Source organism: Luteimonas sp. TWI382 (assembly GCF_039674545.1).
Lineage (GTDB): Bacteria > Pseudomonadota > Gammaproteobacteria > Xanthomonadales > Xanthomonadaceae > Luteimonas.
Map to the genome: position 1 here is coordinate 21110 of NZ_JBDJNS010000008.1, position 23107 is coordinate 44216.

21 protein-coding genes and 1 pseudogene are annotated in these 23107 nt (G+C 68.7%); 10 read left to right on the top strand and 12 right to left on the bottom strand.

Features of this window, described 5'->3' with window-relative positions:
• Window positions 1–30 precede the first annotated feature (30 nt).
• From ABE505_RS07170 to ABE505_RS07205, 8 genes and pseudogenes are all read left to right on the top strand, one after another.
• Window positions 31–2287, top strand: a pseudogene (locus tag ABE505_RS07170) (TonB-dependent hemoglobin/transferrin/lactoferrin family receptor).
• 35 nt (window positions 2288–2322) lie between these two features.
• Window positions 2323–2955 (top strand): Hemin transport protein, encoded by a 633-nt coding sequence (locus ABE505_RS07175; protein ID WP_346443341.1) that lies wholly within the window; start codon window positions 2323–2325, stop codon window positions 2953–2955.
• On the top strand, window positions 2952–3899 hold the full coding sequence (locus ABE505_RS07180; protein ID WP_346443342.1) for a DUF6607 family protein: 948 nt from the start codon (window positions 2952–2954) through the stop codon (window positions 3897–3899). Before ABE505_RS07175 ends, ABE505_RS07180 begins: the two co-directional genes overlap by 4 nt.
• A gap of 137 nt (window positions 3900–4036) precedes the next feature.
• The gene (locus ABE505_RS07185) at window positions 4037–4999 is read left to right on the top strand and encodes an SPFH domain-containing protein (protein ID WP_346443344.1); all 963 of its coding nucleotides are present in this window, start codon (window positions 4037–4039) and stop codon (window positions 4997–4999) included.
• A 10-nt stretch (window positions 5000–5009) separates the two neighbouring features.
• Window positions 5010–5441, top strand: coding sequence for an NfeD family protein (locus tag ABE505_RS07190; protein WP_346443529.1), 432 nt, complete (start codon window positions 5010–5012; stop codon window positions 5439–5441).
• 81 nt (window positions 5442–5522) lie between these two features.
• A complete protein-coding gene (gene gcvT, locus ABE505_RS07195; RefSeq protein WP_346443346.1) occupies window positions 5523–6620 on the top strand; it encodes a glycine cleavage system aminomethyltransferase GcvT in 1098 nt (365 codons plus the stop codon).
• 68 nt (window positions 6621–6688) lie between these two features.
• The gene (gene gcvH / locus ABE505_RS07200; protein ID WP_346443348.1) at window positions 6689–7084 is read left to right on the top strand and encodes a glycine cleavage system protein GcvH; all 396 of its coding nucleotides are present in this window, start codon (window positions 6689–6691) and stop codon (window positions 7082–7084) included.
• Window positions 7085–8125: 1041 nt separating this feature from the next.
• On the top strand, window positions 8126–8677 hold the full coding sequence (locus tag ABE505_RS07205; protein ID WP_346443350.1) for a hypothetical protein: 552 nt from the start codon (window positions 8126–8128) through the stop codon (window positions 8675–8677).
• A gap of 81 nt (window positions 8678–8758) precedes the next feature.
• Here ABE505_RS07205 and murU read toward each other — a convergent pair whose 3' ends face one another.
• The 3 genes from murU to ABE505_RS07220 all read right to left on the bottom strand — a co-directional run bounded on the left by murU (window position 8759) and on the right by ABE505_RS07220 (window position 12247).
• Entirely contained in the window at window positions 8759–9463 is a 705-nt protein-coding gene (gene murU, locus ABE505_RS07210) for an N-acetylmuramate alpha-1-phosphate uridylyltransferase MurU (protein WP_346443351.1), read from the bottom strand.
• Between the two features lie 138 nt (window positions 9464–9601).
• Window positions 9602–10621 carry a sulfate ABC transporter substrate-binding protein gene (locus tag ABE505_RS07215; protein WP_346443352.1) on the bottom strand — a complete coding sequence of 340 codons (1020 nt, stop codon included), beginning with the start codon at window positions 10619–10621 and terminating at the stop codon, window positions 9602–9604.
• Window positions 10622–10726: 105 nt separating this feature from the next.
• Window positions 10727–12247, bottom strand: a complete 1521-nt coding sequence (locus ABE505_RS07220) for a M20 family metallopeptidase (RefSeq protein ID WP_346443353.1) — start codon at window positions 12245–12247, stop codon at window positions 10727–10729.
• Window positions 12248–12456: 209 nt separating this feature from the next.
• Between ABE505_RS07220 and ABE505_RS07225 the strand changes: the two genes are divergently transcribed.
• Window positions 12457–12810, top strand: a complete 354-nt coding sequence (locus tag ABE505_RS07225) for a ComEA family DNA-binding protein (RefSeq protein WP_346443355.1) — start codon at window positions 12457–12459, stop codon at window positions 12808–12810.
• 290 nt (window positions 12811–13100) lie between these two features.
• On the top strand, window positions 13101–13784 hold the full coding sequence (locus ABE505_RS07230; protein WP_346443357.1) for a HutD family protein: 684 nt from the start codon (window positions 13101–13103) through the stop codon (window positions 13782–13784).
• Here the strand turns inward: ABE505_RS07230 and ABE505_RS07235 are convergent.
• The 9 genes from ABE505_RS07235 to sufB form a co-directional block, all read right to left on the bottom strand.
• Window positions 13774–16218: a TonB-dependent receptor gene (locus tag ABE505_RS07235; RefSeq protein ID WP_346443359.1), complete on the bottom strand. Its 2445-nt coding sequence runs from the start codon at window positions 16216–16218 to the stop codon at window positions 13774–13776. The genes ABE505_RS07230 and ABE505_RS07235 overlap by 11 nt on opposite strands.
• Window positions 16219–16370: 152 nt before the next feature.
• Window positions 16371–16802: a hypothetical protein gene (locus ABE505_RS07240; RefSeq protein ID WP_346443361.1), complete on the bottom strand. Its 432-nt coding sequence runs from the start codon at window positions 16800–16802 to the stop codon at window positions 16371–16373.
• 139 nt (window positions 16803–16941) lie between these two features.
• Window positions 16942–17277, bottom strand: coding sequence for a non-heme iron oxygenase ferredoxin subunit (locus tag ABE505_RS07245; protein ID WP_346443363.1), 336 nt, complete (start codon window positions 17275–17277; stop codon window positions 16942–16944).
• A complete protein-coding gene (locus ABE505_RS07250; RefSeq protein ID WP_346443364.1) occupies window positions 17274–17831 on the bottom strand; it encodes a GNAT family N-acetyltransferase in 558 nt (185 codons plus the stop codon). The genes ABE505_RS07245 and ABE505_RS07250 overlap by 4 nt, the downstream gene beginning before the upstream one ends.
• 81 nt (window positions 17832–17912) lie before the next feature.
• Entirely contained in the window at window positions 17913–19193 is a 1281-nt protein-coding gene (locus ABE505_RS07255) for a cysteine desulfurase (RefSeq protein ID WP_346443366.1), read from the bottom strand.
• Window positions 19190–20425, bottom strand: coding sequence for a Fe-S cluster assembly protein SufD (gene sufD / locus ABE505_RS07260; RefSeq protein ID WP_346443368.1), 1236 nt, complete (start codon window positions 20423–20425; stop codon window positions 19190–19192). The genes ABE505_RS07255 and sufD overlap by 4 nt, the downstream gene beginning before the upstream one ends.
• Window positions 20425–21189, bottom strand: coding sequence for a Fe-S cluster assembly ATPase SufC (gene sufC, locus ABE505_RS07265; RefSeq protein WP_346443370.1), 765 nt, complete (start codon window positions 21187–21189; stop codon window positions 20425–20427). Before sufC ends, sufD begins: the two co-directional genes overlap by 1 nt.
• 85 nt (window positions 21190–21274) lie before the next feature.
• Window positions 21275–21640 (bottom strand): lysozyme inhibitor LprI family protein, encoded by a 366-nt coding sequence (locus tag ABE505_RS07270; protein ID WP_346443372.1) that lies wholly within the window; start codon window positions 21638–21640, stop codon window positions 21275–21277.
• Window positions 21637–23100 carry a Fe-S cluster assembly protein SufB gene (gene sufB / locus ABE505_RS07275; protein WP_346443373.1) on the bottom strand — a complete coding sequence of 488 codons (1464 nt, stop codon included), beginning with the start codon at window positions 23098–23100 and terminating at the stop codon, window positions 21637–21639. Before sufB ends, ABE505_RS07270 begins: the two co-directional genes overlap by 4 nt.
• Window positions 23101–23107: the final 7 nt, after the last annotated feature.

Here is a 23107-nt window from a genome sequence, read left to right on the forward strand (position 1 = left end):
AGCCGTCGCCCTCCAAGCACGAGTCTGCGCATGCGCCTCCACCCGCTTTCTGTCTCCCTGGCCCTGGGCCTGTTTCCGTTCGCCGCGCTGGCCGCGCCCGACGGCGCTGTCGACGCCACCGCACCGGCTTTGGCCGAGTTCGACCGGGTCGTCGTCACCGCCACCCGGACCGAACGCGCGATCGTCGACGTGCCCAATACTGTCGATGTGATCGATCGCGCGCGCATGGACGCAACTCTGGTCCGCGACATCGCCGACCTGTTCCGCTACGAGCCAGGCGTGACTGTCGGCCGCAATGTCGGCCGCTTCGGCCTGTCGGACATCCGCATCCGCGGCCTGGGTGGCAACCGGGTGCGCATCCAGACCGATGGCATCGCGGTTTCCGATGCATTCGCCATCGGCAGTTTCTCCAACGCCAACCGCAACTTCGTCGACCCGGACACGCTCAAGCGGGTCGAGGTCGTGCGAGGGCCGACGAGTTCGCTCTACGGCTCGGACGCGCTCGGTGGCGTGGTCTCGTTCGTCACCAAGGACCCGTCCGACTATCTGGATGACGGGCGTGACACGTACTTCGGCTTCAAGCTCGGCGCCACGACTGCCGACGAAGGCCTGTTCGCCAATGCCACCGCGGCGTTCGGCGGCGCGCGCTGGTCGGGCCTGGTGGCCGTGGGCCACCGCCAGGGCAAGGAGACCGAGACCATGGGCGAGGTGGGCGGCGAGGGCAGCGCCCGTACGCAGGCCAACCCGCAATCGACCAACGGCCGCAGCGTGCTGGCCAAGGCGGTGTTCGCGCCCGATGCCCGGCAGCGCTTCCGGTTGACGGTCGAGGGCAACGAGGACGACGTCGAGACCGATGTGCTGACTTCTTATGGCTTCCGGGCCATGACGCGCGCGACCAACACGCAGGTGCTCGGCGACGACCACCAGTCGCGCGTGCGGATCTCGTTCGGGCACGAGATCGATGGACTGTCCTGGGCACTTGCCGACGCCGTGGACTGGCAGGTCTATCGGCAGGACAGCCGCACGCGCCAGGACAGCCTGGAGGCGCGCAACGTCCCCGCCACGCAGATGACGTCGGCGCTGCGCGACCGCCGCGAGCGCAGCTTCTTTTTCGACCAGCGCACCTATGGCGTGCAGGCCAATGCGCGCAAGACGTTCGAGACCGGCAGCGTTGTCCACACGCTGGCCTACGGCCTCGACGTGGAGGTCGCGGAAACCCGGCAGAAGCGCGATGGCCTGCGCACGATCCTCGACACCGGCGCGGTGACCAACGTCATCAGTCCCGACGTCTTCCCGGTTCGCGACTTCCCGATCAGCGACACCACCAAAGCCGCGCTCTACGTGCAGGACGAGATCGCGTTCGCCGGTGGCGCGGTGCGCCTGGTTCCCGCGATCCGGGTCGACCATTACCGGCTCAAGCCCAAGGTCGACACGATCTTCCGCGAGGACAACCCGTCCACGCAGGTCGCCGACATCCGCAAGACCCGGGTCTCGCCCAAGCTCGGTGCGGTCTGGCATTTCGCCGAGGCCTGGTCGCTGTTCGGCGGCTACGCCGCGGGCTTCCGCGCGCCGCCATATAACGACGTCAACATCGGCTTCACCAACTTCGCCTTCGGCTACACCGCCATTCCCAATCCGGACCTGCGCCCGGAGACCAGCGACGGGCTGGAGTTGGGCCTGCGCTTCGCCGGCCGATCGGCCTATGCCGGCCTGACCGGCTACTACAACCGATACGATGATTTCATCGAGTCCACGCGCTTTGTCGGCATCGATCCCGACAGCGGTCTGATGATCTTCCAATCGCAGAATGTCGCCGATGCGCGCATCTGGGGCGTGGAGTTCAAGGGCGGACTCGACCTCGACGTCCTGGCGCCGGCGCTCACCGGCTGGTCGCTGCGCGGCGCGGCCGCGTGGTCGCGCGGCGAGGACCGCACGACCGGGGATCCGCTGGCCAGCGTCGATCCGCTGACCGCCGCCTTGGGCCTGGCCTTCGATGGCGACACTTGGGGCGCGGAACTGGCCGGGCGCTTCGCCGCACGACGCGATCGCCTGCCGCCGGCCAGTACGGCCGTCGGTTACCGTGAGACACCGGGCCATGCGGTGCTCGACCTCTATGCCCATTGGACGTTCGCGCCAGGCACGACGGTCAACGTCGGTGTCCTCAATCTCGCCGATCGCAAGTACTGGCCGGCAGGGAACGTGCCACTGGTCGCCGCCGCCTCGACGACGTTCGACCGCTACACCGCGCGGGCGCAGCCTGGCGGTTAGCTTCGCGGTCGACTTCTGACGATGGCGCGCGCGGCCGCGGTCCTGCCTCCGGCAATGGCATCCGACGATGTGGCGGGGCCGCCGACGACGGCGCAACTGGCCACCCTCGGGACGGTGCTGTGCCTGCACCGCCCCGGCGCGGTGAACGAGCTTGGCGGCTGGTCGCGCGCACGCAGGGTCGAGGCCCACCGCGCGCTCGATGACGACGGCATGCGCGAGAGCCTGCTGTTCTTCGATGCCGAAGATGTCTGCTGCTGGCAACTGCACCTGCTGCCCGACAGCGACTTTCTGGCCTGGGAGGCGCTGATCGAGCACTACCCGGCGGGTGGTCGCAGCGCACCGGCCGGCCTGGCCGAGCGCCTGTGGTACGGACTCGCGCAGCGTCTGTGGTCGGGCGGCTGGCAGGCGAGCGTGCTGCGCTTCCATGCGTTGACGCCTGCCTGCACCACGATCGACGGCGCCCCGATGCTGGTCGCCAGCCTGGCGACGATTTCACCGCTGGGCGCCGACTGCGCGCGCCGGATCGTGCGCGCCTACGGCATTGCGCCTGCCGTGGCGGTCGAGGGATGCACGCGCCGCACGGCCGCGCCGCCATCGGCCGGCATTGGCCAGCCCCGCGACACAACGGCGTTTCCCACTGCCTTACCCGCACGTTCGCTTTCCACCCGTTCCGGAGATTCCGCATGAACCCGCAAGCCGCCGCCCTGGCGTTCGTCCTGCTGCTGGCCCCGGCCGTCGCAGCGTCCGCCACCGCAACGCCAGCGCACGCCCCCGCCGCCGATCGCACCGCTATCCTCGCGATGCAGGGCGAGTACACGGTGCGCTTCTCGTTCGAGGAGACCGCCGTGTTGGCGCCGGGTTACGACCGCGTGCCCGCCAAGGACAGCGGCGGCGACGAGGTCGTGATCGTCGTCGAGGATGCCCCCGGCCGGATCGTGCTCCAGCACCTGCTGCTCGACGTCAAGAGCGGGCACGTGGTCAAGCACTGGCGCCAGGACTGGCACTATGAGGCGCCGACGCGTTGGGAGTTCACCGCCGATCAGACCTGGCAGCGGCGTGAGGTGCCGGCCGAACTGGTCCGCGGCGGCTGGACGCAATGCGTCTATGAGGTCAGCGATGCGCCGCGTTACTGCGGCACCGGGCGCTGGGTGCATGCCGGCGGCATCTCGACCTGGACCTCGGATGCGGACTGGCGCCCGTTGCCGCGCCGCGAGTACACCAAGCGCAGCGACTACAACGCGCTGGGGGCAATCAACCGGCATACGATCGTGCCCGGCGGCTGGACGCACGAGCAGGACAACACCAAGACCGTACGCGACGCGCAGGGCCGGCCGACCGCGCAACTGGTCCGCGAGTTCGGTTTCAATGACTATGTGAAGACCACCGCGATCGATTTCTCGCCGGCCTACGCCTATTGGAAGGCGACCCAGGGCTACTGGGCCCGCGTGCGCGATCGCTGGCAGGCGCGCCTGGCCGCGCCTGCGGGCGTGCGTCTGAAGACGGAGATCGACGGCATGGCCCTGATCGTGCCGCTGTTCGAGCAGGCGCAGACGGTGCAGGACGGCGGCACGGTGACCGACGCCCAGATCGATGCGGTGTTCGAGGCCTGGGTGACGACCGCCGCGCCGTAGCCCGACGTGCCACGGTGCGGCTGCGGCAGGGACGCCGCAAGCCGCAGCCGGCGCGACGGCTCGCGACCGCGCGTCACGGTGGCCCGCCCTATACTCGGCCCAGCGCGGATGTCCGCGGATCGAAGTAGGGGAAACGCATGGGAACGGGACTGTTTCTGGCGGTGGTGCTCGCGCTCGCTGGCGTCATCGTGCTGTTCAAGACGGTGCGCATGGTGCCGCAGGGGTATGAGTGGACCGTCGAGCGCTTCGGCAAGTACACCCATTCGATGGCGCCGGGCCTGCACTTCCTGATCCCGATCGTCTATGGGGTCGGCCGCAAGATCAACATGATGGAGCAGGTGCTCGACGTTCCCAGCCAAGATGTCATCACCAAGGACAACGCGGTGGTGCGCGTGGACGGCGTGGTGTTCTTCCAGGTGCTCGACGCGGCCAAGGCGGCCTACGAGGTCTCGAACCTTGAGATCGCGACGATCGCGCTGGTGCAGACCAACATCCGCACCGTGATCGGCTCGATGGACCTCGACGAGTCGCTGAGCAACCGCGAGACGATCAATGCCCAGTTGCTCAACGTCGTCGACCATGCGACCAATCCCTGGGGCATCAAGGTCACCCGCATCGAGATCCGCGACATCCAGCCGCCGCGCGACCTGGTGGATTCGATGGCGCGTCAGATGAAGGCCGAGCGCGAGCGGCGCGCGGTCATTCTCGAGGCCGAGGGGCATCGGCAGTCGGAGATCCTGCGCGCCGAGGGCGACAAGCAGGCCGCGATCCTGCAAGCCGAGGGCCAGAAGGAAGCCGCCTTCCGCGAGGCCGAGGCGCGCGAGCGTCTGGCCGAGGCGGAGGCGCGGGCGACGGAGATGGTGTCCAACGCGATCGCCAACGGCGACGTGCAGGCGATCAACTACTTCGTCGCGCAGAAGTATGTCGAGGCGTTCGAGAAGCTGGCGACGGCGCCGAACCAGAAGTTCGTGCTGATGCCGATGGAGACCAGCGGCATCATCGGCTCGATTGCCGGGATCGGCGAGCTGGCCAAGGAAGCGCTGGGCCAGAAGACGTCGGCGCGTCCGCAGGCGCCGGCACCGCAGCGCGGCGGGCTCTGACATGGACTGGCTGCGCGCGGACGTCGTCGGCTGGGCTGCGGTCGCGTTGCTGCTGATGGCGGCCGAGACCCTGGTGCCCGGCGCGTTCCTGCTGTGGATGGGGTTTGCGGCCGCGGCGGTGTTCGTCGTCGTCCTGCTGGTGCCCGGACTGGCGCTGCTTCCGCAGGTCGCGCTGTTCGTCGTGCTCAGCTTCGTGTCGATCCTGGTGTATAGGAGATGGTTCCGCAATCGCGAGCGTCAGAGCGACCACCCCACGCTCAACCGCCGCGCCTCCCAGCATGTCGGTCGGGTCGTGCCGCTCGACCAGGCGATCGTCGCCGGACGCGGGCGGGTCAAGATCGGCGATGCCTTCTGGGTCGTCGAGGGCGCCGACCTGCCGGCCGGCACGATGGTGCGCATCCTTGGGACCGACGGCGTCAACCTGCACGTCGACGCCGTCTGAGCTCGTCGTTCCGGAAGGCGGCCGATGGCGCCGCCGACCTGCGATAATGCGTGCTTTCCGCAGGCGAGCCGGCAGTCCATCATGACCCAGAAGACCATCCTCAACGCATCGCACCGCGCCCTGGGCGCGCGCATGGTCGACTTCGGCGGCTGGGACATGCCGCTCAACTACGGCTCCCAGATCGAGGAGCATCACCATGTGCGTCGCGACGCCGGCATGTTCGACGTCAGCCACATGACCGTGGTCGACCTGCGCGGTGCGCAGACCCGTGCGTTCCTGCGCCAGCTCGTCGCCAACTCGATCGACAAGCTCAAGAGCCCGGGCAAGGCGCTCTACACCTGCATGCTCACGCCCGAGGGCGGGATCATCGACGACCTGATCGTCTACTTCATGGCCGACGACTGGTACCGCCTGGTCGTCAATGCCGCCACGCGCGACAAGGACCTGGCCTGGATCCAGGCGCAGGCTGCCGGGTTCGAGGTCGAGGTCAGCGAGCGTCCGGAGCTGGCGATGATCGCCGTGCAGGGGCCGCAGGCGCGGGCCAAGGTCGCCGGGTTGCTCGGCGAGGTGGATGCCCTCGTCCTCGACAAGCTTGGCCGGTTTGCCGCCGCCGAACTCGAGGCCACGCCGTTCGGCGACCTGTTCGTCGCACGCACCGGCTATACCGGCGAGGACGGCTTCGAGATCGTGCTCCACGAGCGCCATGCCGTCGCGCTGTGGGAGGCGCTGCATGCCGCCGGCGTGGCACCGGCCGGCCTGGGCGCGCGCGACACCCTGCGGCTCGAGGCCGGCCTCGCGCTTTACGGCCAGGATATGGACGAGACGGTTTCGCCTTACGAGGCCGCGCTCGGATGGACGGTCGCACTCGACGAAGGGCGCGCGTTCAACGGCCGCGCCTTGCTCGAACAGCACAGCACCGCCGCGCCTCGTCAGATGATCGGGCTGGTGATGGACGACAAGGGCGTGCTGCGTCACGGCCAGACGGTCACCACCGCCCAGGGGCAGGGCGAGATCCTGTCGGGCACGTTCTCGCCGACGATCGGCAAGGCGATCGCGTTCGCTCGCGTGCCGGCCGGCGAGCCGGGCGAGGTGACCGTCGACATCCGCGGCCGTCAGGTGCCGGTGCGCGTGGTCGCCTTCCCGTTCGTGCGCAACGGCCGGGTCGTCGACGGCATCTGATCCACCGCCGGACCCTTGGCTTACACTATCGCCACTTTCCCGCAGTCATGTTTTCACCGGAGCCGACAATGAGCGAAATCCCTGGCGACCTGAAGTTCCTGAAGTCACACGAATGGGTCCGTGTCGAAGGCGACGGCAAGGTCACCGTCGGCATCTCGGACCATGCCCAGGGTCTGCTTGGCGACCTGGTATACGTCGAACTGCCCGCCGTCGGCGACACCGTCGAGGCCGGCAACGGCGTGGCCGTGGTCGAGTCGGTCAAGGCGGCCTCCGACGTCTACGCCCCGGTGTCGGGCAAGATCGCGGCGGTCAACGCTTCGCTCGCCGACAAGCCCGAGACCATCAACGAAGACGCCTTCGGCGAAGGCTGGCTGTTCGTCATCGAGCTCGACGATCCCGAGCAACTCGCCGACCTGCTTTCTCCCGACGATTACGCCGAGCTGCTGGAGGAGGACGCCGACTGAGGCCGCCTCGCGATCCGTGTTCATCGAAGCGCGCCCTAAGGGGCGCGCTTTTTTTTGGTGGTCTCCCTGCACGACCGGCAGGCTGCGCGAGAGCAGGCGGCGGCCGGTCGTCGTTCGCCGCCAGCGATCGGCGAGCGTGCCTGCGCGCGCCGATGTGCGCATGTGCGAATGGCGACGCGCGCGGTGGAGGTGGTGTCCGCGGCATCGGGTAGCAACGCGTGCCATTGGACTTCGACGATCGACGACCTGCCGCCTGCCATCAGTCGTCAGTCGTCAGTCGTCGCTTGTCAGTCGTCGCTTGTCGGTCGTCACTCGTCGGTCGTCGCGGCGATGCCGTCGAGGTGTCTTGTTCGAGGTGCCGCGAGGTCGAATGCGTCGCGCACTTTTCGCGCAAACCGATGCTGCGACGTCGCATCGCCCGGTCCTCGTGCACATCGCGTTCACCGGCCGGTCGGCGCGGTGATGAATGTTTCACCACGCCGCATCGCATCGTTTGCGCGTGTGCATTGGATCTCGCCGACGCTGTCGAATGTCGTGGAGAGTGCTTGTTTCAAGCACTTTCGTCGCGCTGCAGGCGATGACGCATCACGCATGCGGACGGCGGCGTCAGTGGGCCGTGCGTTTCGCTTGCAGGGCAGCCGCGGCGGACGTCGGAGATCGGGCGCAACAAAAGCATGTCCGCCTGTTGACAGTGGAAAAAACCGTGATTAGGTTTCGCGGCAACACACGCCCGCTATCAAACGAGTGAGTCGAGCCCCGACAACAACGCGCTGCACAACTCGGACCTCCGCCAGGAACATCACAAGGTGGATGCGGGCAGCATCTCTGCGCCAATCCCCGACATCGAATCCGGCACCCCGTCGCGTGCGACGCGGGTGCCTTCGCATCACCGGGATGCTGTCGCGACTGCGACGACCTTCCGACCGAATCCGTCCCGATGCGCTGGGCGCGTCGACGGGTGCACGCGGGTCCGACTCCCGCGCGCCGTTTTGAGTACTGGGCAGCTGTACATGCAAGTCCACTGACGAGGAGAGCCATCCCATGGCCACGAAGAAAGCTGCAAAGAAGACCACCGCCAAGAAGGCGGCCAAGAAGACCGTTCGCAAATCCGCTGCCAAGAAGGCCGTGAGCAAGGCCTCCAAGGCAACGAAGAAGGTCGCCAAGGCTGCGAAGAAGGCGACCAAGAAGGTTGCGAAGAAGGTCGCGAAGAAGGCCACCAAGAAGACCGCCAAGAAGGCTGCGACCAAGAAGTCGGCCACCAAGAAGGCCACCAAGAAGTCGGCAGCGAAGAAGGCGACCAAGAAGGCCACCAAGAAGTCGACTGCGAAGAAGGCGACCAAGAAGACCGCCAAGAAGTCGGCCACCCGCAAGAGCGCCACCAAGAAGACCGCCACCCGCAAGGCCGCGACGAAGAAGGCCGCGACCAAGAAGACTGCGGCGAAGAAGGCCACCAAGAAGACCGCCAAGAAGGCGGCTGCTCGCAAGACCACGAAGACGGCGGCCAAGAAGGCGCCTGCCAAGCGTGCACCTGCCAAGCGCGCCAAGAAGAGCGCGCCGGTCGTCATCCCGACCATGCCGACGCCGCTGATCTGACCGACGGCCTGTTCGGCCGTCAACGCAGAACTCTTCCTCCGCATGCCCAGGCGGAGGAGGAGTTTTTTTTTGGGCGCGAGATCAGCGCGCTCTGGTGAGCGCGGCGTCGAGTTCGGCGAGCCGCTCGGGGGTGCCGACATCCGTCCAGGCACCGCGGTGATGCTCGCCCGAGACTGCGCCCCGGTCCATCGCCGCGCGCAACAATGGCGCCAGCCGGAACCGTGGCGGCGTGGCGTCGGCCCCCGGTGTGCCACCGATGATGTCGCGCCAGCCCGCCAGCAACGTGGGGCGATAGACCCCGATGCCGGCGAAAGTCAGCCGGTCCGAGCCCGCTGCGCGTACGCGGTCGCCCTCGAGCACGAAGTCGCCCTGCGTGTGGTGCGCCGGATTGTCGACCAGCACCAGGTGCGCGTCGCCGGCCGGCTCGCGCGGCAGCGACGCGGGGTCGTGGTCGCTCCAGATGTCGCCATTGATCGCCAGGAATGGCGCCTCGCCCAGCACGGGCAGCGCCTGCAGCATGCCACCGCCGGTTTCCAGCGGCGGTGCGCCCTCGTGCGAATAGTGCAGGCGCAGGCCCCAGCGCTCACCGTCGCCCAGTGCGGGAGCGAACTGCTCGGCCAGCCACGAGACGTTGAGGACGACCTCGCGCACGCCCGCGGCCGCCAGGCGCTCCAGGTGCCAGACGATCAGCGGCTTGCCGCCTGCGACCAACAGTGGCTTGGGCGTGTGGTCGGTTAGTGGCCGCATGCGTTCGCCCAGGCCGGCCGCGAAGATCAGCGCCTTCATCGGGCGGCGTTCGTGCCGAATGCGCACGTCCGGTCAGCGGGGGGATAAAAGGCGGGAAGCAACGCAGCGGCCTGCTCGGGTGACGGGCCGCCAGCTTACCGACTGGAATGCGGGAGTGCTGGACCGAGCGTCCGAAGCTCAGCGGGCGGCGCCGGCCACGTGATCGAACAGTCCGCCGGCGGCGAAGTGCACCCGCTGGGCGTGTTGCCAGCCGCCGAAGGCCGCGTCGACAGTCACCATCGGGACCGCGCGAAAGCGCGCGCGTTGCGAGGCCGGGACCTGGCTCGGGTCGACAGGGCGATAGTGGTGCTGCGCGGCCAGCCGCTGGCCGGTCGGCGAGTACAGATACTGCAGATAGGCGTCCGCGCGCTCGCGGGCGCCGTGGGCGTCGACATTGCGGTCGATCCGTGCGACCTGGGGCTCGGCGCGAATGCTCAGGCTCGGATAGACGATTTCCAGCGCCTGGCTGGTGCGCGGATCGGCGAGCAGGCGCAACGCTTCGCTTTCCCAGGCCAGCAGCACGTCGCCGCGACCGCCCTCGACGAAGGTCGTGGTCGCCGTGCGCGCGCCCGCATCCGCGGCCACGACGTTGCGAAACAGGCGCCGCATCCAGTCGAGCACCTGCGTGCCGTCGCGATGCGCGCGCGAGGCCCAGGCCCATGCGGCTAGGTAGTTCCAGCGTCCGCCGCCGGAGGTCCGGGGATCGGGCGTCACCACCCGCACGCCGGGCCGCACGAGATCGGCCCAGTCGTGAATCCGCTGCGGGTTGCCCTTGCGTACGAGCAGGACGATGGTCGAGGTGTAGGGCACGCTGGCGTCGGGCAGGCGTGTGCGCCAATCCGCAGCCAGCAGCCCGGCCTGGGCCAGCGCGTCGATGTCGGCAGCCAGCGCCAGTGTCGCCACGTCCGCGTCCAACCCGCCCAGGATCGCCTGCACCTGCTCGCCCGAGCCGCCATGGTGCATGCGGATGTCCACGGCTTCGCCGGTGCGCTGGCGCCAGTACGAGGCGAACGCACGGTTGTAGTCGACGTAGAACTCGCGGGTTGGATCGAACGACGCGTTATACAGCGCCGTCTCGCGCGCGGCCGCATGGCCACAGGCCACGAGCGACGCCAGCGTCAGGACGAGCAGGGCGATCGAGTGTGGACCAGAGCGCATACGCGAGTGACGGAAAGGACCGGATCGTCCGACCTTAGCGCGCCGCTGGGCGGGGCGACAGTGCGCACCGCCGGGACGATGCCGCGGCATCGTCCCGGTGGGCGGTCAGCAGCAGCCGTGATCGCCGTGACGCTTGCCGCTGTCGGCGGCGACCGCCGACCCCGAGGTCTCGCCGCGCTGGCTGGCGTGGTGATGCTCGGCGATCACACGGGCCACGCACGCGGTGACCCGCTTGCCCATCTCGATGTGCAGGAACTCGTTCGGCCCGTGGGCGTTGGAGTGCGGGCCGAGCACGCCGGTGATCATGAACTGCGCGCCGGGAAACTTCTCGCCCAGCATGCCCATGAACGGGATCGAGCCGCCTTCGCCCATGTACATCGCCGGCTTGCCGAAGAATGCCTGGCTGGCCCCTTCGATCGCCTCCGACAGCCACGGCGACATCGCCGGCGCATTCCAGCCGGTCGCGGCCTTCTCCAGCGACAGCGTGACCGTGGCGCCATTGGGCGGGTCCTGGGTCAGGGCCTGCTGCAGCAACTCGCCGGCGTGCTTGCCGTCGACCGTCGGCGGCAGGCGCAGCGACAGCTTGACCGCGGTATGCGGACGCAGCACGTTGCCCGCCGACTGCAGCGACGGCAGCCCGTCGACGCCGGTCACCGACAGCGCCGGGCGCCAGGTGCGGTTGAGGACGAGTTCGGCAAGATCCTCGGAGACCGTGCCGTCGGCATCGACGGGGAACATCGGTCGCAGCGCGCCGGTCAGGGGGAACTTGTCGTAGATCGCCGTATCGAGCACCTCGGCGGCGCGGCGCGCCTGCTCGAGCCGCTCGGCCGGGATGTCGGCATGCAGCCCTTCGGGCAGGATCCGGCCACTGCGCTCGTCCTCGATGCGCGACAGCAGCTGGCGCAGCAGGCGGAAGCTCGAGGGGACCACGCCCGAGGCGTCGCCCGAATGCACGCCCTCGTCGAGCACCTTGACCGTCAGGTTGCCGCCGGCCAGGCCGCGCAGCGAGGTGGTGCACCACAGTTGGTCGTAGTTGCCACAGCCTGAGTCCAGGCAGACGACCAGCGACGGCTTGCCGATGCGGTCGGCGAGATGATCGACATAGGCGGGCAGGTCGTAGCTGCCCGATTCCTCGCAGGCCTCGATCAGCACCACGCAGCGTGCGTGCGGCAGGCCCTGCTCGTGCAGGGCCAGGATCGCGGTCAGCGAGCCGTAGATCGCGTAGCCGTCGTCGGCGCCGCCGCGCCCGTAGAGCTTGCCGTCGCGCAACACCGGCTCCCACGGGCCGAGGTCGTCGTCCCAGCCAGTCATCTCTGGCTGCTTGTCGAGGTGGCCGTACAGCAGCACGCAGTCGTCGTCGCTGCCGCCGTTGGCGGCCGGGATTTCGATGAAGATCAGCGGCGTGCGCTCTTCCAGGCGCACGACCTCCAACTGCATGCCGGGAATCGTCTGGGCGCGGGCCCAGCCGGCCATCAGCTCGACGGCGCGCTCCATGTGGCCATTGGCCACCCAATCGGCGTCGAACATCGGCGATTTGTTCGGAATACGGATGTATTCGACAAGTTGCGGGACGATCTCGTCGTCCCATTTGGCGCCGACGAAACGGTCGGTGCGGCGGGTATCCATGGCGCGGGCTCCACTTGCGGCGTAGATGGCCATTCTACCGCGCGGGCGTTGTAGGACTTTTCCTACACGAAATTGGGGAGTCGGCCTGCTTCGCGATGGCGGACAGGCGGATAGGCTGTGTTCATGGCGTTGGGGAGACTGGCAACACCGGCAGGGATGACAGATCGCCAGTCGGGAAAGGAATCCACCCAATCGCCAAGGAGTTCGCCATGAAGCCGTTCAAAGCCCTCATCGCCGCTCTCGTCCTCTCGCTGTTGATGGCCGGTTCGGCCTTCGGCGCAGACGGGGTCGAGAAGGTCAACGTCAACACCGCCGATGCCACGACCCTCGCCCGGGTGCTGCACAACATTGGGCCGGCCAAGGCCGAGGCGATCGTGGCCTACCGGGATGAGAACGGGCCGTTCCGCAGCGCCGAGCAACTGGCCATGGTCAAGGGCATCGGTCTGCGCACGGTCGAGAACAACCGGGACCGGATCGAGCTGGGGTCGCCGATGGCGCGCCAGCAGCAGACCGCCCAGCGGGCGTCTGGGACGCCGGGCAAGGGCGCAGCGCAGCAGCGCTGAGCCAACCATCGCCCGCACCGGGGCAAGGAGCATCGGTGCAGGTCGAGGAGCGGGATGCTCCATTGGATCCGGCAAGGACGCCATTACATGGATGTAGCCGTCGCCCGCCCCGCATTGGATGCGTGGCGGGCGACCTCTTTTGGGCGCAACGCGCCGATTGTAGGACGCGCCCATCTCGGAGCCAGCGTCGGCCTGGTGGCGCGCTGCGGCCCCGGTCGTCTACCCGGGCCCACCCGATCCGGGTTGGTCTTGATCGGGGCCTGTTGTCGATCAGGCTTTAGACTCGCGCGATGCCTGTCCCTGAGACCGTCCGGATCGTTCCCGCCGCCGCCGCACGCTCCGTGCGCTGGCGCAATGGCCACGGCTGGACGCGCGAACTGTTCTGCGCGCCTGCGCTGACGGCCGCGCCTTCGGTCGACGATACCGCGGCCCCCTGGCCGTGGCGGATCTCGATTGCACGAATCGACCGCGATGCGCCGTTCTCGGCATTTCCCGGCGTCGATCGCGAGCTGATGCTGCTGCGCGGCGGCCGGCTGGATCTGCGGGTCGCGGACCGCCGCGTCGCGCTGGCGTCGCGATATGCCCGGCATCGCTTCGCCGGCGAACGCGATGTGGCCGCCTGCGTGCCGACAGGCGGCGTCGAAGTGTTCAACCTGATGTGGCGGCGCGACGCGTACCGGGCCCGGCTCTGGCATCTGCCGCTGGCCGGCGCCCTGGCATGGCGTGCCGACCCGGCGACGACCTGGGCCATCCACCTGCTGGCCGGACACGCGCGATGCGGCAGCGGCGTGGCGCATGCGGCGTTGGCGGCAGGCGATACCGCCGTGCTGACCGGTGCCTCTGCGTCCGGCCGGGTGTCGATCGAGGGCGAGGGCGCCTTGCTCGCGGTCTGCTTGCGTGACCGGTCGGGGGCCGGCCCGGACGAGGCGTGTGCGCCTGCCGGGCCGGACCTCACTCCAGGGTTCAGAAGCTGACGTTCACGCTCAGCCAGACATTCCGCGCCTTGTCCTTGTTGTTGTAGTCGTCCTGGGCCGACAGCGTGTAGCTGCCGCTGTCTTCGACGAAGCTGTACTGGTAGGACGTGAAATCGCGATCGAGCAGGTTGTTGATCCGGCCGTTGACGGTCACTGTCTCGTTGATGCGGTAGGAGGCGCCGAGGTGGAGCACCTCGTAGTCCTTCCAGTACAGCTCCTGCGCCAGCACCGTGTCGAAGCCGCGGTAGCGCTTGGAGCGCGCCTCGGCGGTCAGGAAGACCGTGAAGGCTTCGGTCGCGCGCCAGTCGAGCGTGGCGTTGGCCATGTGCCGGGCGCTGTTGCCCAGCGGCCGTCCGGCATTGCTGCCGCTCTTCTGCTCGCTGTCGGTGAAGGTGTAGTTGGCGCGGAAGCCCAGAGCGTCGCTGATCTGCCAGCGTCCGGCGAGTTCGGCGCCCTGGACCACGACCTCGTCGATGTTGACCGTCTTGTTGGAGTTCGAGTACCCCAGATCGGCGTAGTCGCCGGTGCCGCTGCAGGCGATCGTGAGCGTCGGACCGCAGGCTTCCTGGCCGATCTTGTCGTCGAACTTGTTGTGGAAGATCGTCGCATTGAAGCTGTGGCCGCCGGGGTGCTGCCAGTACGCGGCCAATTCGGTGCTGGTGCTGGTCTCGGGTTGCAGGTTGGGATTGCCGAACATCGGCGACACGCCCTGGGCGCCGAAGCCGGTGATGCCGTCGTAGAGCTGGGTGGTCTTGGGGGTCTTGAATCCGGTGCTGACACCGCCCTTGACCGTCCATTGCTCGCTCAGCGTCCACACGCCGTACAGGCGCGGACTGAGGTGGTTGCCGAAGGTCTTGTGATCGTCGTAGCGCAGACCGGCGGTGATCGACACCGGCTCGGCGATGGTCCAGGTGTCCTCGGCGAACAGCGAGACCATGTCGTGCTTCTGCTTGGCGCCAGCAACACCGCGCTCCATGCCGAACACGCCATCGATCAGTTCGCCACGGATGAGCTGGGCACCGACCACGGCAACGTGAGTGCCATTCCACTCGAAGGGCAGGTCCAGCTTGGCGTCGAGCGTGTACTGATTGCTCTCGAGCGTGCGATCTGGGCGGGGCAGGTAGGCCAGCAGTTGAGCGTACTGCTCGGATGTGAGATTGGCCGCCATGACCGCCAGTTTCTGGGCCTCGGAAAGCCCGTTCCATGCGGGAGGGCTGTAGCCAGTGCCGGCGGCCGAGTTGGGGCAGCGGCCGGCAGCGTTGACCGTGCCGCCCAGGTTGCCGCAGGCCGTGTTCCACAGCGACTGCAGGTGCTGGCGGTCGGCCACGGTGTAGGGCAGCGTGCGGCCCTCGTTGCGGGTTTCGACATAACCCAGCGACACCAGGCTGTTGCCGAACGACCAGCGGCCCTCGTGCGCGATCGACCAGTTGTCGCGGGTGAACTCCTGGCTGGGCCGATAGCCGGCACGCGGTTCGATGCGACCGTTGTTGCCGATGCGCAGCATCGCGCCGTAGTCGTCGACGGTGCCCACCGGATACTCCGCCACGCCGTTGTCGTTGAGCCGGGTGCTGTTGTCGTACTTCTGGCGCGAGGCATCGATATCGAAGGTGATCGTCTGCGCCTGCGTCGGTGTCCAGCTCAGCGAGATGCCGGCGGCCTTGTTGGTGTTGTCCACGGTCTTGCCGCCGCCGCCGAAGCCCAGTGCGCGGGTGTGGACCTCGCCGTTGGGGTCGGTGACCGGCGCGTACACCGGATTGGAGGCCTCGCGGTCGTACCAGCTGGCGCGCGCGCTCAGGTTCAGCACGCCCGGCACCAACGGCCCGGTGACGAAGAGGTCGGCGGTGGTGTCGTCGCCGAACTGGTCGTCGGTCTCGAAGGTGCGGCCCAGCGTGAGCGACCCGGCCCAGCTGTCGAGCTCGCGTTTGGTGATGATGTTGATCACCCCGCCCATTGCGTCGGCGCCGTAGAGCGTGGACATCGGGCCGCGGATCACTTCGATGCGCTCGATCGCGTCCAGTGGCGGAATGTGGTTGAACTGGTTGCCGGCGAAGTTGTTGGGGTAGATGTCGCCGTGGTTGTTCTGGCGCCGGCCGTTGATCAGGATCAGCGTGTAGTCCGCGCCCATGCCGCGCATCGAGATCGTGCCCTGGCCGGTCTTGTCGCGGGTCTCGCCGACGTCGATGCCTTCGATGTCGCGCACCGCATCGAGCAGGGTCATGTAGGGACGATGGGTCAGGTCTTCCTGCGTGATCACGCTGATGCTGGCCGGGGCGTCGGTGATCTTCTGCTCGAAGCCGGCCGCGGTGACGACGATGGTGTCGAAGTTGCGGGCGTCGTCCTGGGGCAGAGCGGTATCGGCCAGTGCAGGGGTGGACAGCAGGGCGAGCAGGCTCGCGGCCAGCGCACGGCGGCGCGGGGCGGTCGAATCAATCATGGGAGGTCCTTGTCGAAACATGGGAAAGCGGCCGCGCGTGCGGCCTGGCGCGCCACCGGGCGGCGGCGTCGCAAGACGGGGGCATCAAACGCTGGGGCGTACGCGTGCGCCGGCCTCGGCGGCGCGCGGCCCCACGCTGGCTGGCGGGGGCTTCAGGCGTGCGGAGGCGCGTGGCCGGGCGGCAATGTCAGATCCGGACGCAGCGCCTGTGGCGCGTCGACGGCGTCGGGGGGCGGTCGGTCGGCCAAGGCCCGCATGGCGTCGACGCGCGACATCGGCGGTGTCGACGCCACCGCCGGACACGGCGGCAGGCTGGCGCCGGGCGCGGCATCCCGCGGCGCGACGCGGGCCGACAGGGGCAGCGGACGGCGGAACTTCGCCTCGGGCGGTGGATCCTGCGTGGCCGGGAGGTCGGGCAGCGCGGTCGCATCGCCGAGCCCGGCAGACATGAGCGGCAGGTCGCAGGAAGCGACACCGAGGACGACAGCCAGCGACAGCAGGGCCGCCAGGGCCAGCCTGATGCGCCCCGATGCCGTCCACTGCGATGTAGGTCGCGTCGTCACGAACCGGGCACGCTCGAGCAAGAAAGCTGACGCGCAATTATATGAGAATGATTTTCATAAGCAAGTCTTAACGCAATTCATTCGCATGTATGGCACGGCAGCGGCGCGACGGATCCGCCGGATCTCGTACTGGTGCAGCGCGACGATCACTGCAGGACCGTCAGTCCCGGTCGTCGCGCGTCCAGACCCCGCCGTGCTCGATCTTGGTCGGGAACTTCGCGACCGGTTCGTAGGCCGGTGCGCACAGGGCGCGGCCATCGCGCACGTCGAACTTCGCACCGTGCAGCACGCATTCGATCGTTGCCTCGCCCGGGTCGAAATCGCCCCCGCCCGACAGCGCGAAGTCCTCATGGGTGCACTGGTCCTCCAGCGCGTACAGGTCGCCATCGAGGTTGAACACCACGATCGGCGCCCCGGTTACCTCGTCGAAGGTGGTCCGCATCTCGCCGGGCAGCAGTTCGGCGGTCGCGCAGACGAAGGTCCAGGTCTCGCTCATGGTGCGACTCCGAAGGGTGAGGCGCCGAAGGTCTTCTCCAGCACTTCGAAGCGCAGATCGTCGCGCAACGGGATGCCGAAACGTGCGTCCCCATAGGGAAATGGCTTGTGACGCCCGGTGCGGCGATAGCCGCGGCGTTCGTACCACGCGATCAACGCCTCGCGCAGGTCGATGACGGTCATGCGCATGCCGGGCAGGCGCCAGTCGTCGCGGACGATGCGCTCGCATTCGGCCAGCACCGCATCTCCGGTGCCCAGGCCCTGCAATCGCGGGGCGACGGCGAACATGCCGAAGTAGCCATGGCCGTCCTCGATCGCGACATGCGCGCAGGCCTGCGGCGTGCCATCGGAGCCGTCGACCACGACGACGCGGCTGGCGGGACGCGTGAGATCGGCGCGCAGCACGTCCGGGTCGATCCGGGCGCCGTCGAGCAGGTCGGCCTCGGTGGTCCAGCCGGCGCGGCTGGCATCGCCGCGGTAGGCGGACGTCACCAGCGCGACCAGCGCGGGCACGTCGTCGAGGGTGGCGAGGCGAAACGCGGGAGAGGCGGGCATCGTGACGAAGCTGGCGGGGAAGGGCGGCCATTATGGCCGTCGGCGCGCGTGGCGCCGATCGGCATGCCGCAATGCGGCGCGTCAGCCCAGCAGCCGGCGGACCTTGCGCAGCGCGGCGACGAAGGCGTCGATCTCCTCGTGGGTGTTGTAGAACGCCGGCGAGGCGCGACAGGTGGCCGCGACACCGTAGAACTGCAGCAGCGGATGTGCGCAGTGCTGGCCCGAGCGCACGGCCACGCCTTCGAGGTCCAGCAGTGTCGCCAGGTCGTGCGCATGCGCGCCTTCGACCAGGAACGACACCACGGCGGCCTTGTCCGGTGCCGCGCCGAGGATGCGCAGGCCGTCGATCGTGCCCATCGCCTCGGTCAGGTGTGCGAGCAGCGCGGCCTCGCGCCGCTCGACGTGGTCCATCCCGAGTCGTTCGAGATAGTCGACCGCAGCGCCCAGGCCGACGAAGCCGGCGATGTTCGGGGTGCCGGCCTCGAAACGCTGCGGCGGGTCGTTGTAGACCGTGCCGCTGAAGGCGACCTCCTTGATCATCTCGCCGCCGCCCAGGAACGGCGGCATCGCCTCGAGGTGCTCGCGGCGCGCCCATAGCGCGCCGGTGCCGGTCGGCCCGCACATCTTGTGGCCGGTGAAGGCGTAGAAGTCGCAGCCGATCGCGGCGATGTCCACCCTGCGGTGCGGTACCGCCTGCGAGCCATCGACGACGGTCGTCACGCCGTGTCGGCGCGCCAGGCGACAGATCTCGCGCACCGGATTGACCGTGCCCAGCACATTGGAGACGTGGGTGATCGCGAGCAGCTTCACGTCCGGCGTCATCGCGCGGCGCAGCGACTCGAGGTCGAGCGTGCCGTCTTCGCCGATCTCCGCCACGCGCACGGTCGCGCCGGTGCGCTCGGCGACGATCTGCCAGGGCACGATGTTGGCGTGGTGCTCCATGCGCGAGACCAGGATCGTGTCGCCGGCCTTCAGTCGCGGCAGCGCCCACGAGTACGCCACCAGATTGATCGCGAACGTGGTGCCGCTGCACAGCACCAGGTCGTCGGCGCGCACGTTGAGGAACCGCGCCAGTTTGCGCCGCGTACCTTCGTAGGCCTCGGTCGCCTCGGTGCCGAGCTGGTGCACGGCCCGGCTGACGTTGGCGTTGTGGCGGCGGTAGTGGCCGTCGACCGCGTCGATCACGCACGCCGGCTTCTGGCCGGTGTTGGCATTGTCGAAGTAGATCAGCGGCTTGCCGTGGACCTCGCGCAGCAGCAGCGGGAAGTCGGCGCGCACGCAGGCCCAGTCGACCTCGCCATCGTGCCGGTCCGGTGCGCTGGGGCCATCGAACGGCGGCTCGAGCGGCGGCAGGGCGCTCATGCGCGCACGAGCGCGGTGAGCGCGCGATCCAGTGCGGACTCGGCCAGCGTGCGCAGCGCGTCGTCGACGATCGCGGCCAGCGGCTCGCGTACGAAGGCGGCGGTGAGCAGTCGCTGGGCATCGGTCGCGGGCAGGCCGCGCGAGCGCAGGTAGAACAGCGCGCCGGGATCGAGCTGGCCGACCGTGGCGCCATGCGCGGCCTGGACCTCGTCGGCATGGATCACCAGCACCGGCTGGGTATCGATCTCGGCGGTTGCCGACAGCAGCAGGTTCTTGTTCGACAGTCGCGCATCGGTGCCGTCGGCACCGGCGTCGATGGTGATGCCGCCGTGGAAGACCACCCGGCCACGGCCGTCGCCGATGCCGCGCCACAGCAGCTGGCAGGCGGTGTCGCGGGCGATGTGGCGGATGCCCAGGCGCGTGTCCAGATGACCACGACCGCCGGCCAGCAGCACGCCGTTGGCGGTCAGGCGCGCGTCCGGGCCGAGCAGGCGCACGTCGAGTTCGTGGCGCGACAGCGCCGCGCCGGCCTCGACGTCGACGCGGTCGTAGATGGCGCCGGCCTGCAACTCGGCGTCGGTGCGCAGGAACGCAGTCGCGCCGGTCTCGCGCCGTTGCAGTCGCAGATGACGCAGGTGCGCGCGATCGGCGAGGCGCAGTGAGCACACGCCGTTGTCGAGATGGCGATGGGGGCCGGCATCGAGATGGTGTTCGACCACGGTCAGCCGCGCGCCGGTACCGAGCGCGATGTGGTGACGCAGGTGCCACGCCTGGTCGGTCTCGGTCGGCGCACCGACGAACACCAGATGCAGCGGCGCCGCGACCTCGGTATCGGCGTCGACGGTGATCGCGACCCCATCGGTGGCGAGCGCGGCGTTGAGGCGCACGAACACCGCGTCGTCCCGATCTTCGATCGCCGGCAGTGCGTTAGCAGACAGGCTGGTGCCGATCGACAGCCCGGCGATGGCGGGGCCGGGATCGGACAGCGCGGGCGCGGCGCGGCCGTTGACGAACACCAGGCGCGGCGCCGGGATGTCGGCCAGCAGCGCCGGATCGATCGCGGCGTCGCCAGCCGGCGCGAAGCTGCGGCGCTCGAGCGCGCGCAGCGAGGTGTACTTCCACGACTCGCTGCGCGGGCCGGGCAGGCCCGCCGCCAATGCGGCGTCGAGCGCCGGGCGGCGCGCAGCGTCGCCGTCGAAACCCGCGGCAAGGGACTCGAGCAGGGCGCTCATCACGCCGCTGCCTCGGGCGCGACGCGGTCCTTGACCCAGGCGTAGCCCTTTTCTTCGAGCTGCAGGGCCAGTTCCGGGCCGCCACTCTGCACGATGCGGCCATCGGCGAGCACGTGCACCACGTCGGGGCGGATGTAGTCGAGCAGGCGCTGGTAGTGGGTGATCACGATGAACGCGCGATCGGGCGAGCGCAGCGCATTGACGCCGTCGGCGACGTTCTTGAGCGCGTCGATGTCCAGGCCCGAATCGGTCTCGTCGAGAATCGCCAGCTTCGGCTCGAGCACGGCCAGCTGGAAGATCTCGTTGCGCTTCTTCTCGCCGCCCGAAAAGCCCTCGTTGACGCCGCGGTGCAGCAGGCGGTCGTCGAGGTGCAGCACCGCGAGCTTTTCGCGCACCAGGCGCAGGAACTGCATCGAGTCGAGCTCCTCCTGGCCGCGCGCCTTGCGCTGGGCGTTGAGCGCGCTGCGCAGGAAGTAGGTGTTGTTCACGCCCGGGATCTCGACCGGGTACTGGAACGCCAGGAACACGCCGGCCGCGGCGCGCTCCTCGGGCTCGAGCGCCAGCAGGTCCTGGCCCTCGAACGCGACCGTGCCAGCGGTGACGTCATAGCCGTCGCGACCGGAGAGGATGTTGCCCAGTGTGGACTTGCCCGCGCCGTTGGGGCCCATGATCGCGTGCACCTCGCCCGGTTTCACGTCGAGCGAGAGGCCCTTGAGGATGTCGCGTTCGCCGATGCGGGCGTGGAGGTTGTCGATCGTCAACATAGGAATGCCTGGATGGAAAATTCAGCCGCGAGGGCGAGATAGGCGTCGCGGAGGAACCGCGAGCGCGCGTTGTTCAGACGCAGGATCAGGTCGTTGTAGAGCACCGAGCCGCGTGTCCGGGGTCATCTTCGGGCAGCACCGCGCCCCACCTCGCCCCAGGCGCCTCGAGGTCGCGATCGCGCAGCGCGATCCAGCTGCGCTGCGCGTCGCGGATCGCCTCGACCGCGCCCGGCACGTCGGCGTACTCGGCCAGGACGGCACGGTAGGTGCGGTTGAGCTCGGCGTCGGCGTCGATGCCTGCCTTGACCGGATCGGTCTGGGGACCGGTGCAGCCGCCGACGCAGCAGATGTTGTCGCGTTCCACGTCCGCCGCCAGCACCGGCAGCGCGATCGCGGCGGCGGCCACAAGGGCCAGGGCGCCGCGGGCCGCAAGTGACAGGACCGCGCTCATCCGACCGAGCCTTCGAGCGAGACCTCCAGCAGCTTCTTGGCCTCGACCGCGAACTCCATCGGCAGCTCGCGGAAGACCTGCTTGCAGAAGCCGTCGACGATCAGGCTGACCGCGTCTTCCTCGGAGATGCCGCGCGCCCGGCAGTAGAACAGCTGGTCGTCGCTGATCTTGGAGGTCGTCGCCTCGTGCTCGACGGTCGCGCCGGGGTGGCGGACCTCGATGTAGGGGAAGGTGTGTGCGCCGCAGTCCTTGCCGATCAGCAGCGAGTCGCACTGGGTGTAGTTGCGCGCGCCCTCGGCGCCGCTGCCGACCTTGACCAGACCGCGGTAGGTGTTCTGGCCGCGGCCGGCGCTGATGCCCTTGCTGACGATCTTGCTCTTGGTGCGCTTGCCGACGTGGATCATCTTGGTGCCGGTGTCGGCCTGCTGACGATGGTGGGTCAGCGCCACGGAGTGGAACTCGCCCGAGGAGTCGTCGCCCAACAGCACGCAGGAGGGGTACTTCCAGGTGATCGCCGAACCAGTCTCGACCTGGGTCCAGGTCACCTTGCTGCGCGCGCCACGGCACTCGGCGCGCTTGGTCACGAAGTTGTAGATGCCACCCACGCCGTTCTCGTCGCCGGGGTACCAGTTCTGCACCGTCGAATACTTGATCTCCGCATCCTCGAGCGCGACCAGCTCCACCACCGCGGCGTGCAGCTGGTTCTCGTCGCGCATCGGCGCGGTGCAGCCTTCCAGGTACGAGACGTAGGCCTTGTCCTCGCAGACGATCAGCGTGCGCTCGAACTGGCCGGTGTGGCCGGCGTTGATACGGAAATAAGTGCTCAGCTCCATCGGGCAGCGCACGCCCTTGGGGATGAACACGAAGCTGCCGTCGGAGAACACCGCCGAGTTGAGCGCGGCGAAGTAGTTGTCGCCGACCGGCACCACGGTGCCCAGGTACTGGCGCACCAGCTCGGGGTGTTCGTGGACCGCCTCGGACATCGAGCAGAAGATCACGCCCTTCTCGGCCAGCTCCTTGCGGAACGTGGTGCCGACCGAGACCGAGTCGAACACCGCATCGACCGCGACCCCGGCCAGCTTGGCGCGCTCGTGCAACGGCACGCCGAGCTTGTCGTAGGTGTCGATCAACTCCTTGGGCACCTCGTCGAGCGACTTGTACTTCGGCCCCTTGGGCGCGGAGTAGTAGCTGACCGCCTGCAGGTCGATCGGGGCGATCTGCAGCTTGGCCCAGTGCGGCACCGGCATCGTCAGCCAGTGGCGATAGGCGGCGACGCGCCAGTCGGTCATCCACTCAGGCTCGCCCTTCTTGCGCGACAGCGCGCGTACGACGTCCTCGTCCAGGCCCGGCGGGAAGCTGTCGGACTCGATATCGGTGACGAAGCCGGCGTCGTAGCGACGGCCGAGCTGTGCGTGGATCTCCCGGTTGGTCTCGGGGGCTTCGATGATGTCGGTGGCCATGGGGGCG